This is a genomic window from Lachnoanaerobaculum gingivalis, assembly GCF_003862475.1.
Taxonomy (GTDB): Bacteria; Bacillota; Clostridia; order Lachnospirales; family Lachnospiraceae; genus Lachnoanaerobaculum; species Lachnoanaerobaculum gingivalis.
In genome coordinates, this window is record NZ_RRCO01000003.1 from 47,528 (window position 1) to 61,122 (window position 13,595).

Annotated in this window: 13 protein-coding genes; all 13 read right to left on the reverse strand. The window is 36.3% G+C overall.

Features of this window, described 5'->3' with window-relative positions; all coding sequences use genetic code 11:
• Positions 1 to 7: 7 nt before the first annotated feature.
• Positions 8 to 1,357 (reverse strand): MATE family efflux transporter, encoded by a 1,350-nt coding sequence (locus EHV10_RS07130; protein WP_128674050.1) that lies wholly within the window; start codon positions 1,355 to 1,357, stop codon positions 8 to 10.
• Positions 1,358 to 1,360: 3 nt separating this feature from the next.
• On the reverse strand, positions 1,361 to 2,638 hold the full coding sequence (locus tag EHV10_RS07135) for an O-antigen polymerase (protein ID WP_128674051.1): 1,278 nt from the start codon (positions 2,636 to 2,638) through the stop codon (positions 1,361 to 1,363).
• Complete coding sequence (ptsP, locus tag EHV10_RS07140; protein ID WP_128674052.1) at positions 2,632 to 4,356, reverse strand: phosphoenolpyruvate--protein phosphotransferase; 1,725 nt, start codon at positions 4,354 to 4,356, stop codon at positions 2,632 to 2,634. Before ptsP ends, EHV10_RS07135 begins: the two co-directional genes overlap by 7 nt.
• 18 nt (positions 4,357 to 4,374) lie before the next feature.
• A complete protein-coding gene (locus EHV10_RS07145; RefSeq protein ID WP_128674053.1) occupies positions 4,375 to 4,644 on the reverse strand; it encodes an HPr family phosphocarrier protein in 270 nt (89 codons plus the stop codon).
• A 15-nt stretch (positions 4,645 to 4,659) separates the two neighbouring features.
• Positions 4,660 to 5,961 carry a CdaR family protein gene (locus tag EHV10_RS07150; protein ID WP_128674054.1) on the reverse strand — a complete coding sequence of 434 codons (1,302 nt, stop codon included), beginning with the start codon at positions 5,959 to 5,961 and terminating at the stop codon, positions 4,660 to 4,662.
• Positions 5,945 to 6,817, reverse strand: a complete 873-nt coding sequence (cdaA, locus tag EHV10_RS07155) for a diadenylate cyclase CdaA (RefSeq protein WP_128674055.1) — start codon at positions 6,815 to 6,817, stop codon at positions 5,945 to 5,947. The genes EHV10_RS07150 and cdaA overlap by 17 nt, the downstream gene beginning before the upstream one ends.
• Positions 6,814 to 7,779 carry an ABC transporter permease gene (locus EHV10_RS07160; protein WP_128674056.1) on the reverse strand — a complete coding sequence of 322 codons (966 nt, stop codon included), beginning with the start codon at positions 7,777 to 7,779 and terminating at the stop codon, positions 6,814 to 6,816. Before EHV10_RS07160 ends, cdaA begins: the two co-directional genes overlap by 4 nt.
• 1 nt (position 7,780) lies before the next feature.
• Entirely contained in the window at positions 7,781 to 8,188 is a 408-nt protein-coding gene (locus EHV10_RS07165; protein WP_128674057.1) for a hypothetical protein, read from the reverse strand.
• A gap of 154 nt (positions 8,189 to 8,342) precedes the next feature.
• Complete coding sequence (gene rfbH / locus EHV10_RS07170) at positions 8,343 to 9,680, reverse strand: lipopolysaccharide biosynthesis protein RfbH (RefSeq protein ID WP_128674058.1); 1,338 nt, start codon at positions 9,678 to 9,680, stop codon at positions 8,343 to 8,345.
• A 26-nt stretch (positions 9,681 to 9,706) separates the two neighbouring features.
• On the reverse strand, positions 9,707 to 10,765 hold the full coding sequence (rfbG, locus tag EHV10_RS07175) for a CDP-glucose 4,6-dehydratase (protein ID WP_128674059.1): 1,059 nt from the start codon (positions 10,763 to 10,765) through the stop codon (positions 9,707 to 9,709).
• A complete protein-coding gene (rfbF, locus tag EHV10_RS07180) occupies positions 10,766 to 11,545 on the reverse strand; it encodes a glucose-1-phosphate cytidylyltransferase (RefSeq protein WP_128674060.1) in 780 nt (259 codons plus the stop codon).
• Between the two features lie 46 nt (positions 11,546 to 11,591).
• Complete coding sequence (locus EHV10_RS07185; protein WP_128674061.1) at positions 11,592 to 11,849, reverse strand: type II toxin-antitoxin system Phd/YefM family antitoxin; 258 nt, start codon at positions 11,847 to 11,849, stop codon at positions 11,592 to 11,594.
• A gap of 191 nt (positions 11,850 to 12,040) precedes the next feature.
• The gene (locus EHV10_RS07190; protein ID WP_128674062.1) at positions 12,041 to 13,594 is read right to left on the reverse strand and encodes a glucosyltransferase domain-containing protein; all 1,554 of its coding nucleotides are present in this window, start codon (positions 13,592 to 13,594) and stop codon (positions 12,041 to 12,043) included.
• Position 13,595 lies beyond the last annotated feature (1 nt).

Genomic DNA, 13,595 nt, shown 5'->3' on the forward strand with positions numbered 1-13,595 from the left:
CTAAAATTTATGCATTTATTTTCCTGAAAAAAATCACTATCAGCGGCATTACTATAACAAATGAAATAATATCCGCCACCGGCTGTGCAAGCTGTATTCCGTATATTCCCAAAAATTTCGGCAATATAAGCACCATCGGAACAAATGTAATGCCGCTTCTTAAAAACGAAGCTATTGATGAAGCCAGATTTTCTCCCGCTCCCTGAAACATCATACTGGCGGCAAGTGTAATAGGTGATAAGAATAAAACCACACATTGTGCTCTTAAGGCAAAAGTTCCAACCTTTATAACATCTGAATCATCTCTGAATAAACCTATTATATGTCCTGAAAATATAAGTGAAACAATACTTAAAATTCCTATTATTATCATACTGAGTCCACAGCAAAATACAAAAGCCCTCTTCACACGCTTAAATTTCTTTGCCCCGTAGTTAAAAGCTGATACAGGTTGAAATCCCTGTGAAATTCCAAGTGCAACGGCAAATATAAAATTACATACTCTGCCGACAATACTCATAGCCGCAATAGCCGCATCACCATAAGGCATGGACATATAGTTTAAAACCATAGTTGAAACACTCATCATCCCCTGTCTTATCAGACTAGGAAATCCTGTCTCCAATATATTTACAATATCCCTTACATCTCTTGATACTGCTGAAAGTCTAAGCCTTGAAACGGTTCTTTCTCCACCGAACATTGCAAGCAATACAAAAAAGCTTATAACCTGTGAGATTGCCGTGGATATACCTGCCCCCAAAGTGCCCATGTTAAATACAAATATAAATATCGGATCTCCGATAATATTTAAGATACCGCCAAGAGTAAGCCCTACCATCGCAAGCGCGGCTTTACCCTCATATCTTAGGACATTATTCAGCACACAGCTTCCTGTCATAAAAGGAGCCGAAAGAAGTATACAGATACCGTAGCTTTTTGCATAAGGCATTATCGTATCTGTACTTCCCATCAGCCTAAGCAAAGGCTCCATAAATAATATGCCGAAAATCATTATAAGCACACCCAAAACCAGTGACATAAAAAATCCGGTTGATGCAAACTTTATGGCTTCATTGCCCTGCTTATTTCCAAGCTTTCTGGATATATTTGAGCCACAACCATGACCGCACATAAATCCGAGCGCCTGATTTATCGTCATCAAAGAAAATACTATACCTATGGCCGCAGAAGCACTTGTACCAAGCTTTCCGACAAAAAAGGTATCCGCCATATTGTAAATATTCGTAACAAGCATACTTATGATAGTTGGAATGCTGAGCCTTAAAATCAGTTTTTCTACAGGAGTCTCCGTCATTTCCCTGTACTGCCTGTCCAGCGCATTCATATTTTCCATAAGCTACCTACCTTTCTGCTCACATATAAAAAATATTGACAATGTCACTATAAAATAAAACCATGTGGCAGGATTTGAAAACCATGTGGTAAAAAATGAAAGCGCCAGATAAATAAATACTTGTGCATATATAATATAGAATGTTGCATGTCTTGTGCTTCTTATCATTTTCTCAAAGAAATATCCTATGCATCCAAGCGCTGTGGAAAATACGGCAACTCCGACTATTCCGAAGTCATAAAAGGCATCATAAAATAATGTTACCGTTGTAAGCTCGGTTTTGTTTACAAAAATAGGGAAGTCCACTATCTTCGGATATATAAACTTAATTCCCGTAAGTGCCCAAAGAGGAAACAGCCCCTTTAATCCGAAGCTGTGTTTCGGTAATTCCTTTATCAAAGTATCCAGATTGTCATAATTATTTGCAATATAAATATATGGCTGACTTATAAAAATAGGCAGATTATATTTCATTTCAAATATACCGTTAAGGTACTCCACATTATGGCTTCTTGCCACAGAAAGCAATAAATACACCGGAACGATAAATACTATAACGCTCACAAAATATACCGGCCTTATCCTTTCCCTATTTAATATAAGTAAGGTTACAAAGGCAAGAAGCACAGCAAACATAAACTGAAATCTCGATACACAAAGTATCGGTATCGCCATAGCAATAATATTGGCTAAAACCAAAAATATTATCTTTATAATTCCAAGCCTACTCTCTTCATTCAAGTAGACAATACTGAAAGCCGGCACTAAAATACAGCTTACGGTAAAGTAATGTACGCCTGAAATATGAAAATAAGAGTATGCATGAGGAACTCCTTTTTCAAAAAGAGGAATAAACCCGAGTACAATGGCCTCAATATTAAAAGCTGTCAAAGATGTAAGTGCAAGTATAATGATACATGCATACATCATATCCTCATTGCTTCTTTCAAGCACTCTCTCTTCGTTTAAATAAGGATTACCCTTAATCGCCTTCAATATATCAAATACAATATAAAAACATCCGAAGGCCAGAGCTAGACAAATCCATGTGCTGTCTCCCCACGGTTTTGCAAGGTGTGAAAGCTTCATAGCGGCAAGACCCTCTCCTCCAATAAAAGCCAATGCAAAAACACCTCTAAGATTTACCAATGATTTTGAGTATCTGTATTCCTTAATATACAGATATAATGCCGCAAAAATTAGAACAAACCCGGACAGGGCATAATGCTCCATCCGGGATAATACATACGCTAATAAACTGCAAACAGTGTATATTAACATCCAAGCTCCTCTGTCAATTTCTTTAAATACTCTTTAATCTCACCCTCTGTCGACATCTCAAGCACCTTATCCACCTTAACTTTTAACTCCTTGCTGTCACACCCGGAAATTATCTGTCTTGACTTCAGTATACTTGAAGCCGACATTGAAAATTCATCCATACCCCATGATAAAAGTACAGGAATAAGTAAAGGATCCGATGCAGCCTCACCACACATTCCTACCATTATTCCGGCCTTTTTACCTTCTGTAATGATTCTGTTGATACTTCTGAGTACTGCCGGTGAAAATGGAGAATACAAACCTGCAATTTTTACATTTCCTCTGTCTACGGACATTGTATATTGAATCAAATCATTGGTACCTATACTGAAGAAATCCACCTCTTTTGCAAATATATCTGCAAGTAATGATGCAGCTGCGGTCTCAACCATGATACCGACTTCTATATTCTTATTATATGCAATATTCTTTTCATCAAGTTCTTTCTTTATATCACTTATAAGCGCCTTAGCTTCTCTTATTTCATCCATTGAAGTGATTAGCGGCAACATTATCTTGATATTTCCGAAAGCACTTGCACGAAGCAATGCTCTAAGTTGCGGTATATAAATATCATCTTTTCTATCAAGGCAGAGTCTTATGGCACGATATCCAAGGAACGGATTCTCATCCTGTACTATTCCCATATAGGGGATTTCCTTATCACCGCCTATATCAAGAGTTCTGATAATAACGGGCTTTCCTTCCATGGCTGTCGCCACTTCCTTATAGCTTTCAAACTGCTCTTCTTCAGTAGGCATACCGTCTCTGTCCATAAATAAGAACTCGGTTCTGAAAAGTCCGATACCTTCGCCGCCGTTTTCAATTACCTTTTTGGCATCCTCAGGGCTTCCGATATTTCCGGCTATTTCCACCTTCTTACCGTCCTTTGAGATACTTGGTAATCCTCTGTACTTCTTTAACATTTCCTTGTTTGCATCATACTTTTTCTTTTTATTCTCATAATCCGACTTTTCAGCATCTGTAGGCAGTATAATGACCTCTCCGCTCTCACCGTCAAGAAGTATATCCGTGTTGTCACTTATATCCTCAGGAAGATTTGAAAGTCCCACTACTGCAGGTATCTCAAGTGCTCTTGCAAGAATAGCCGAATGTGAGGTCTTTCCACCAAACTGTGTAACTATTCCGAAAACATTATCAGGATTAAGTCCTGCCGTCATAGAAGGTGTCAAATCTTTTGCAACAATAATACTGCCATAGGGAAGTTTCGAAAGATCGGTATTTTCTATACCAAGTATCTTCTTTATAAGCCTTGTTTTAATATCAAGCATATCGGTAGCTCTTTGCTGCATAAGTTCATCATCCATTGAAGCAAATACAGCGGCATACTGATTACATACCTCATCTATTGCATACTCCGCACAAACACTTTCACCTTTTATACGGTTAACTATCTCATCCACAAGCATAGGGTCGGACATAAGCATAATATGTCCAAACAAAATCTCCGCTTCCTTCGCCGAAGCATTCTTTTCTAAAGCCTGAGACATCTCTTCAGTCTCAGCCTTAGTGATATCCAGAACTCTCATGAAGTTATTCACTTCAGATTCAATGTCCGAAACAGCCTTCTTTACAACTTCCACATTTTGTTCTCTGACTACTTTTGCAACTCCGATGCCAATACCCTCGGCAGCTCCTACGCCATGAATTTTCATTATATTATAAACCTCTACTTACTTTAATTCACCAAAACCTGAATTTATCAAATTCTTTAAAGCTTCCAAAGCCTCATTCTCATCCCTGCCGTCACATGTTATCTTAACGGTATCGCCACATTTTACACATGCCGCAAGCACACTCAGAACACTCTTGGCATTTGCTGTAGCATCCTTAAATATAATATTTATTTTAGAATCATATTTCAATGCTTCCTTGCATAGATTACCTGCCGGCCTTAAATGCAAGCCACTTGGGTTTATCACCTTAAGTTCTTCTGAAACCATCCTAAAAAACCTCCCTTAGTTTTCAGCAGCGGAACTGCTCTCTTCACTGCTGCTCTGTTCTACTGTAGTTGTCGTTTCATTTCTTTCATTTGCGGGACTTCCTATCATAACCTCAAAAGGAGTATATGAATCCACACTCAAACCTGTAGGCAATTCAAATGTAAGAGTTCCGTTATTGGCTCCTGCCGTCATCTTACTTACATCAAGAGTAGCCTTGATATCTGAATTTGATACAGCCTCAAGATTTGCGCTAAGACCTGAAACCACAACAGTTATCCTCTCAGGTATAATATTTGTGGAAACTCCGGTTCTTGCTCCCTTTATCTCCAAATCTCCTATTGTCAAAGTCACAGACTTCTTATCAAGGGCCTCTACTTTCAATGTCACCTTAATATTTGTATCACCTACTGCCGATACATTCTCCGGAAGGAAATTCTTCACATCGACATCTACAATCACATCACTTGTCGCTCCCTCAACACTGAGCGCCGTTGCAGGTATTGTGACAGCATCAAGTCCTTCAAGTACTTCAGGTTGTCCACGTACCTGTATAGATTTTGTACTGCTCTCCGCACCTGTAAATATATAACCCTCGGCCACTTCTCCACCTACTTCAAAGTTTAGTGCCAAAGTTCTTCCGTTTAACATTACAATACTGTAATTTACCGTATCAAAGCTCTTGGTTACTCTACTGTCAGATATTATAAAAGCATTTCCGTTGGCATCAAAATACTTCAGCTCGGCTTTTCCGGTTACATTACCGTCCATTCCGTCAACATCAATCTCTACACCGACTTTACTGATTTGTCCGATAACGGATACAGGACCTGTGACTGCTACAGTGCTCTTATCAAGCTTTACCTCACCCACAGAATAACCGTCTGACGGAGTACCGGTAATCTTGGTAGTCATAGTAAATTCTTTTCTTTGCAAATCCTCAATACTTATTCTTACAATACTCGGCTTTGAAGTAACCGCACCTGAAATCAGGTTTTTATTATTTACCACTTCAACCGATATCGGTACCGCACCTGTTATGTCATACATATCTCCAAGATCTATTGAAGCCTTAAAATCGGACGCCGATATCTTGCTCTCATCTCTTGAACGTACTTCATAACTTACAGTTACCGTATTTGCTCCAATTAAAGAATAAGTCTTACCTGCATCGGTAATAACATCGGAATTTAAAACCTCAAGATTAACCGTTTGAGATCTTGTAACAACAGGATTTGAAATATTTATTACAACTATCCATACGAAAAAAGCTATAGCCAAAGAGCTGATTTTCAAAACAATATTATTTGTCTTTTTCATTACCTCTTCCTTTCAACAACTTTGACCATAAAGAGCTCTTCTTCTCCTCCGCTGTATCCTCAAATAAAACGGAGAGCTCCTTTCTCAGTTCCTCACTGTCATTTACCTTTATCAAATTTCCGCCAAGTGCTACTGAAACCCTGCCTGTCTCCTCAGATACTACTATGGTAATGGAATCTGAAACTTCACTTATACCGATTGCTGCTCTATGTCTGGTTCCAAGATCCTTACTGATTCTCATATTCTCCGATAGAGGCAGATAACAGGTTGCCGACACAATTGTATTGCCTCTTATAAGCACCGCACCGTCGTGAAGAGGTGTATTATGTTCAAATATATTTATAAGCAATTGACTTGATACAATACCATTTATCAAAATTCCGGTCTTTTCTATATTTACAAGACTATCTTTTCTCTCTATAACAATCAAAGCTCCTGTTTTCGGTTTTGACATTGTAAAAGCCGCATTAACAAGCTCTTCTATCGTACTCTCACCTACGTCATCTGTAATTGCTTTATTGTCAAAAGCAAAAATCTTCATTAAATTTTTATTTCCCAACTGCTCAAGAGCCTTTCTGAGCTCAGGCGCAAATATTATAATAAGCGCAGTTACCGCAATGGTTGCAATCCTTCCAAGAATCCACAATATAACATCAAAGTGCAATATATATGCAATAATTGTAAATCCCAATATAATAAGTAAACCCTTTAACAATGTCCATGCCCTGGTCTTTGTAATCCATGTCATTATTTCATATACAATATATGCAATAATCAGAATTTCAATTATATTGAGCACATCTATATGTGGAAAATATGAAAGCCCATCACGCATCAGCCTCGTGATTATGTTCATTCACTACCCCCATTATTTTTGTTATTCTTTTTCTTTCCCCTTGTACTAAATGATTGTACCTTCTTATCTGCAGCTGTAATCGTAATCTTAGGAACAGCCTTTACAAAATAATAATAATCATCATCCTCAAACTGAGCATATTCGGACCTGCTGTAATCTACCGAGAAAACAAAGAAATTATACACATATGCAATAATCACAGATATTGCAAGTCCTATTATAAAGTCCAAAAGAGGAGTGGATATATCAAAAATAAAATCTCCGGCAAATATACCGACCAAAATTGTAATAGCACCGGCAGCAATGGCTATCTGCCATGCATAATCCATATTCTGCTTATGCACCATATACACTATAAAGGTGGTAAGAGCAAATACTATTATAAACAAAAGCATTGTTTTATTTGAAAATATACCGTTTATTGCCTGTGAATATCTTTGTGTAATATCTACAGACTGTGTATTTGTCAAAACACCTATATTCTGCCTCGCAAACATACATGTGAAGTATATAAGGACTCCGGCTGTAATAGGAACAATGCTTACCGCACTTCCCATAAGTCCTACTACAAGAGGTATAACATACGGTATCTTCGCGGCAAAGAGTATCGGTACAAGAATCAAAAGAACACTGTCTCTCTTCCCGAATCCATAGTACAAAAATAATGTAAGTATCAGTATAATACCTACCAGTAATGCCAGCTCAAAGGATGCCGTAAACAGATTTATCATTAAAAAAACCGCCACTATTAATACGCCCGCCATATAAGGCAGAAAAGCACCTATCACAGACAATACAATAGGAACCTGAATCACAGAGACTTTATTCTGATAACCCAAATTTATACTTATAAGCATCATAGCTGTAAATAATATTATATATTTAATTCCCTTATCTATTATGGAATGATATTTTGCATAGAAACCTTTCAAGCTGTTTCTGAATACATATAGCTGTAGCATTCTAACCTCCGATATTTGGTGTCTTATCTTTGTTTTCGAACTTTTTTTCAAAATAATTTAGTCTGTCATTGTAGACTTTCAAGTTTCTCTGTGCCTCATCATATTTTTTCGAAAAAAATCTATATGTAATAAGTTCAAACGCAATCAATCCCAATATATATATAACAATGTAAACTACAGAAAACACTCCAACTGTAGTTACACTGGACATCAACTCTTCCAAATTGTAAAGAACGGCCAAAACAATTATAAGAAGAAAGCAAAAGGTATAAACAAAAAAGGACTTAAGCATTTGTTTACCCACATAATCCTCTTTGAAATAATTATCTATCTCAAACATCTGCTCGCCCTTCCTCTTTTTTAATAATGCTAATTCCGTCATCTGCTTTATTTTCTCTTCGTTTAGCATACTTTCTCCCAACACAAAACTTTCTGCGACATTTTCCACTATTATATCATATCTAAGGTTGCATAGCAAATATGGGAGAATAATCGCTTTCCACTCAATCCTACAAAAAAGCTGAAATACCATATAAAAATTATGATATTTCAGCCAAATATTTTTATTTCACACCTTCAATAATAACCTTAGCCATGAAATCAATTTTTTCATCTGTCATTCCCGGATATACACCTACCCAGAATGTATCATTCATAATACGATCTGTATTTGTAAGCTCACCGACAATCCTATACCCTTCTTTAGCCTCTCTCATCTGATCAAAACAAGGATGTTTTGTAAGATTTCCGGCAAAGAGCATTCTTGTCTGGATGCCGTTTGACTCAAGCCTATTTACAAGTTTTGCTCTGTCAACACCCTCTTTACATGTAATAAGGAAACCGAACCAGCTAGGATCTCCGTTCTTTACAGGAACCGGAAGTATAATCTTGTCTTCTACCGGCTTTAGCGCCTCATACAATCTCTTGTAATTCTCTCTTCTTCTTTGAACAAATCCCGGGAATTTCTTTAACTGTGCCACTCCGACTGCCGCCTGAAGATCTGTAGGCTTTAAATTGTATCCAAAATGTGAGTATACATATTTATGATCATATCCCAAAGGTAATTCGCCATATTGACGATCAAATCTATGTCCACACATATTATCTTGCCCTGAATGACAGACACAATCTCTTCCCCAGTCTCTTATTGACTTGATTATCTTACTTAAAAGAGGATTTGAAGTGTATACTGCTCCACCCTCTCCCATTGTCATATGATGTGGAGGATAGAAACTTGATGTTCCTATATCTCCTATTGTACCTGTAAACTTCTTCTCACCGTCTATAATGTATGTACTTCCAAGCGCATCACAGTTATCCTCAATAAGCCATAAATTATGCTTTTTACAAAAAGCCGACACCGCCTCAAGATCGAAAGGATTTCCTAAAGTATGTGCCACCATTACAACTTTTGTCTTTGGTGACAGTGCTTCCTCAAGTTTGGTTACATCTATATTGTACTGCGGTATTGTAACATCTACAAATACAGGTACCGCTCCGTATTGTATAATAGGTGTAACCGTTGTAGGGAAGCCACATGCTACAGTAATGACCTCATCACCTCTTTTTACCTGTCTTTCTCCTAAAAGCGGTGAAGTTAATGTCATAAATGCAAGAAGGTTTGCACTGGAACCTGAGTTTACAAGTGATACATACTTTGCACCGAACTGCTTTCCAAACTCCTTCTCAAACTCATCAAAATATCTTCCGGCTGTAAGCCAAAACTCCAAAGAGGCATCTACAAGATTTACCATCTCCTCAGAGTCATAAACTCTGGAAGCATATGTTATCCTGTCTCCTTCTTTAAATTCTTTTTTTATATTATGGAACTTGTCGTGGTACTCCTTTACCAACTCCAATATCTCTTTACGCGCATCTTCCTGTGTTTTATTTTCGAACATTTCTCCTCCAAATTATATCTATAATCTTATCTCTCTATATAAGACCTTATCTGTTTTTCTGTGATTGCATTCATATCCTCACCATTGCTCCAAGCTTTATACCACTCCACACTAAGGTCAATAGCTCCATGAACATTTAGTCCCGGTTTCCAACCGTATACCGCCTTTAACCTATCACAATTAAGTTTTAAGAAACCTGCCTCATGAGGACCGCTGTCTGATTGAATTTTAAAATCAAACCCTTCTCCCCAAGCTCTTTTAAAACTCTCTACCAAAGTTTTGGCATTTACACAATCACTGTCATCAGGTCCTACATTAAAGTAACCTTCAAACCTTTCTCTGTCCTGTGACTGTCTCATTACTATATCAAGATATATAAACAGCGGCTCAAGTACATGCTGAAAAGGTCTTATTGAATTCGGATTTCTTATTATAACAGGATTATTTGATATTGCAGCTCTTACACAGTCAGGAACTATTCTATCCTTTGCAAAATCTCCGCCACCTATTACATTTCCGGCTCTTGCTGTAGATACAGGTAAGACATTTAAAAAACTCTTCTTATAACTATGTGTTACAAGTTCCGAGCAAGACTTTGAATTGGAATACGGATCATAACCGTCAAGGAAGTCGGTTTCAACATATCCCTTATCCTGTTCCTTGTTGTCATATACCTTGTCTGTTGTAACATTAAGGAAACTCTTTACACTTTTAGAGAGTCTTACACATTCCATAATATTTACAGTACCCATAACATTGGTTTCGTATGTATAAACAGGTCTCTCATAAGAATCTCTGACTATCGGCTGTGCCGCCATATGAATTACATATTCCGGCTCCACCTCATCAAATACCCTCTTTAAATGTTCAAGGTCCCTTATATCTCCGATAACAGAGTTCATTTCTGTTTCCAAACCTAAAATATCAAAAATATTTGTGTCTGTAGGCGGATTCAGCGCATAACCTGTTAGTTTAGCACCACACATTATAAGTATCTTAGAAAGCCAGGAGCCTTTAAAACCTGTATGTCCTGTAAGAAGTACCTTTTTACCGCCATAAAATTTTTTCAATTCTTCAAAATTCATTTATTCAGTCCACCTCATCCATGGAGCCTTTCCGCTTGCCCAAAGATTTTCCAATTTTTCTTTTTCTCTTTGTGTGTCCATACACTGCCAGAAACCGTCATGCTCAAATCCCATAAGTTCTCCGTCTGAAGCGAGCTTCAACATTGGTCCTTGTTCGAATATAGTAGCATCACCCTCTGTAATATAATCAAAGATATTTGGGTTCAATACCATAAATCCACCATTTATAATGGCAGAATCATCTTCACTCTTTTCTCTAAATGATGTAATAAGACCTGTTTCATTCTTTTGTAGTACGCCCTTTTGCTGCGCAAGGCTTACCGTGGTTATTGTAGCCGTCTTTCCATGACTTTTGTGGAACTTAAGAAGAGCATCTATATCAACATCAGCAACTCCGTCACCGTATGTAAGCATAAAAGGCTCATCTTTCAAATGCTCTTTTGCTCTTAAAATTCTTCCACCTGTCATTGTATTCAGTCCTGTATCAAGTACTGTAACTTTCCAATCTTCCGCATTCCTTCTATGTACTTCCATCTTGTTGTTCTTCATATCGAAAGTAACATCAGAGTTATATACAAAATAATTTGCAAAATATTCTTTTATCTTATTCTGCTTATATCCTGCCAAAATAACAAATTCATTAACTCCAAATGTCGAATAATACTTCATTATATGCCATAAAATCGGCTGACTGCCAATCTCAATCATTGGCTTCGGTTTCAAATGGCTTTCTTCAGAAATTCTTGTTCCAAGTCCGCCTGCTAATAATACAACTTTCATCTTGATCTCCACGTTTATCAATCTGTATTTTCTGTAAAAGTTATTTTCATTCAGCCATATCCTCTAACTCGTCTATTGTTTTAACAACAATTCTCCCCTCTTCAAGCTGTTTTATTGATGCATCTATCTTTGCCAGATACTCATTATTCTTTTCCGCTTTTTCAAGCTTGTTATATTCGCTCTCACTTAATATGACAATATTCTTATTACTTGGACATGAAATCAAAACCCTTTCACCTGTGCAAACAAGATTACTAATTTTTTTAAAGTTGTTTCTAATATCTGTTGTCTTCAATGCTATCATAACAAATACTCCCTTGTAAAATCCGTACACATTTATGTACTAATATTAATATCTAAATATGTCTGTGTCAATGTGCAAAAAATGGGTTGAAAAATCAACCCACTACAATATTTGACATATAACCAAGATCATAATAATTTAGATCACATCTAACCATATATTACAAATAATTAATATCCTCGATAATATAATTATGTGATTGGTGATACCTTCACTACTACTGTATCACCATCTATAAAAATACTACCTTCTTCAGGATAGCATGGTGCATCAATAAACTGCTGACTATGCCCAATCTCTCCAGCCCTATCTCTGCCATCAGCTTCAATTACAATACCTAATTCTTCCGATATAAGTCTATTCCATGTTTCTACACTAGATTTGTCGCTCCACATTGCACCTACCTTCATAAGATAATTTGCATTCTTTAAAAGATACTCCGGAACTTTATAATTTCCAAGTGTAGGTACACCTAAAATGTCCAATTTATATTCCTTTGGATAATTTCCTGCTTCATAATCTTTAATGATTCTTCTTCCAACTTCTATAGCTTGTTTATTTTGATACTGCATTGCAAAAGCATCTGCATTAGTTATTAATGTATTCTTAAAAGAGATAATAAACAAAATCGCAATAGATACACCCCAACAAATCCTAAATATTCTTTGGCTATTCCCCTCCAATCTAATTACTGTAAACTCAACAATTTTTATAAACAGCGGAAAAATTAGCATTAATCCATCTGATTGTAGTATTTCTACCGGTGTATTAACTATTAACTCCATAGAAGTAGCTGCAACCGGTAATAGCAGTATTGCCACTATTACAACAACTTTTCTCCAAGTCTCCTTCATTAAGCGCATTAATAAAATTAAACTTAATATTGTAATGATAGTAATACATACATTCCACTTAATAATACCAAAACTATTAGAATAAATATTATGTCCAAAGAAAAAGTTTAATCCATGTTCATAACAATTTACTACACTATGCGGTAAATTATAAATTATGTTTATAATACTGAAATTTTCAATTCCCTTATAATTACCAAGCGGTATATTAAAAATCTTTAATACAGACTTCATCATAATATAGTAAAGAATTACCGCCAGTATATCCATCATAATTATATTAGCAATTTTTTTTATCCACGCTATATCATTATTTATGCAATAAACTATTAACATTAATAGCGTTAATGCTGCCATTTCATTAATTCCTGATTGATATATTCCTAGAGATAGTGCTATTATAAATGCACAGCATAGTGTTTTTATCAATTGATTTCTTCGATTATCACAAGCTTTTCGCATAAAATAAAACATCAGCATGATAGCAAAGAAAGCTATTGAATACACGTCTGAGCAACTATAACATATTATCGTAGACATGACCTTAGGTGCTGCAACAGTCATTAAGATAATGGCAAAAGCAGTAACACTTCTCTCTATTTCTAATATCTCACATAATACCATACCACTTAACGCAAATACAAAAACAGCTACCATACTCAAAAATATAGGCATATTCATCCCATATCGCATTTTCTGAGTAATTGGCAGGAAAAATCTTCCAAGAGATAATTCCCATCCACCTCCAATTACATACTCACCAAAAAAATATTTATCAGGATTACCTATCTTATTTATAAATACATATCCATAAATACATGCTCCCAGCATGGTTGCTACAATAATCATAACCTTGTATTTATCATACAATTTTTTAAATTTCGTAGTCATA

Excerpts from the sequence above, each read along its gene's own strand:
- EHV10_RS07130 (WP_128674050.1), bottom strand. The coding sequence starts at position 1,357 with ATGGAAAATATGAATGCGCTGGACAGGCAGTACAGGGAAATGACGGAG.
- EHV10_RS07135 (WP_128674051.1), bottom strand. The coding sequence starts at position 2,638 with ATGTTAATATACACTGTTTGCAGTTTATTAGCGTATGTATTATCCCGG.
- ptsP (WP_128674052.1), bottom strand. The coding sequence starts at position 4,356 with ATGAAAATTCATGGCGTAGGAGCTGCCGAGGGTATTGGCATCGGAGTT.
- EHV10_RS07145 (WP_128674053.1), bottom strand. The coding sequence starts at position 4,644 with ATGGTTTCAGAAGAACTTAAGGTGATAAACCCAAGTGGCTTGCATTTA.
- EHV10_RS07150 (WP_128674054.1), bottom strand. The coding sequence starts at position 5,961 with ATGAAAAAGACAAATAATATTGTTTTGAAAATCAGCTCTTTGGCTATA.
- cdaA (WP_128674055.1), bottom strand. The coding sequence starts at position 6,817 with ATGAACATAATCACGAGGCTGATGCGTGATGGGCTTTCATATTTTCCA.
- EHV10_RS07160 (WP_128674056.1), bottom strand. The coding sequence starts at position 7,779 with ATGCTACAGCTATATGTATTCAGAAACAGCTTGAAAGGTTTCTATGCA.
- EHV10_RS07165 (WP_128674057.1), bottom strand. The coding sequence starts at position 8,188 with ATGCTAAACGAAGAGAAAATAAAGCAGATGACGGAATTAGCATTATTA.
- rfbH (WP_128674058.1), bottom strand. The coding sequence starts at position 9,680 with ATGTTCGAAAATAAAACACAGGAAGATGCGCGTAAAGAGATATTGGAG.
- rfbG (WP_128674059.1), bottom strand. The coding sequence starts at position 10,765 with ATGAATTTTGAAGAATTGAAAAAATTTTATGGCGGTAAAAAGGTACTT.
- rfbF (WP_128674060.1), bottom strand. The coding sequence starts at position 11,545 with ATGAAAGTTGTATTATTAGCAGGCGGACTTGGAACAAGAATTTCTGAA.
- EHV10_RS07185 (WP_128674061.1), bottom strand. The coding sequence starts at position 11,849 with ATGATAGCATTGAAGACAACAGATATTAGAAACAACTTTAAAAAAATT.
- EHV10_RS07190 (WP_128674062.1), bottom strand. The coding sequence starts at position 13,594 with ATGACTACGAAATTTAAAAAATTGTATGATAAATACAAGGTTATGATT.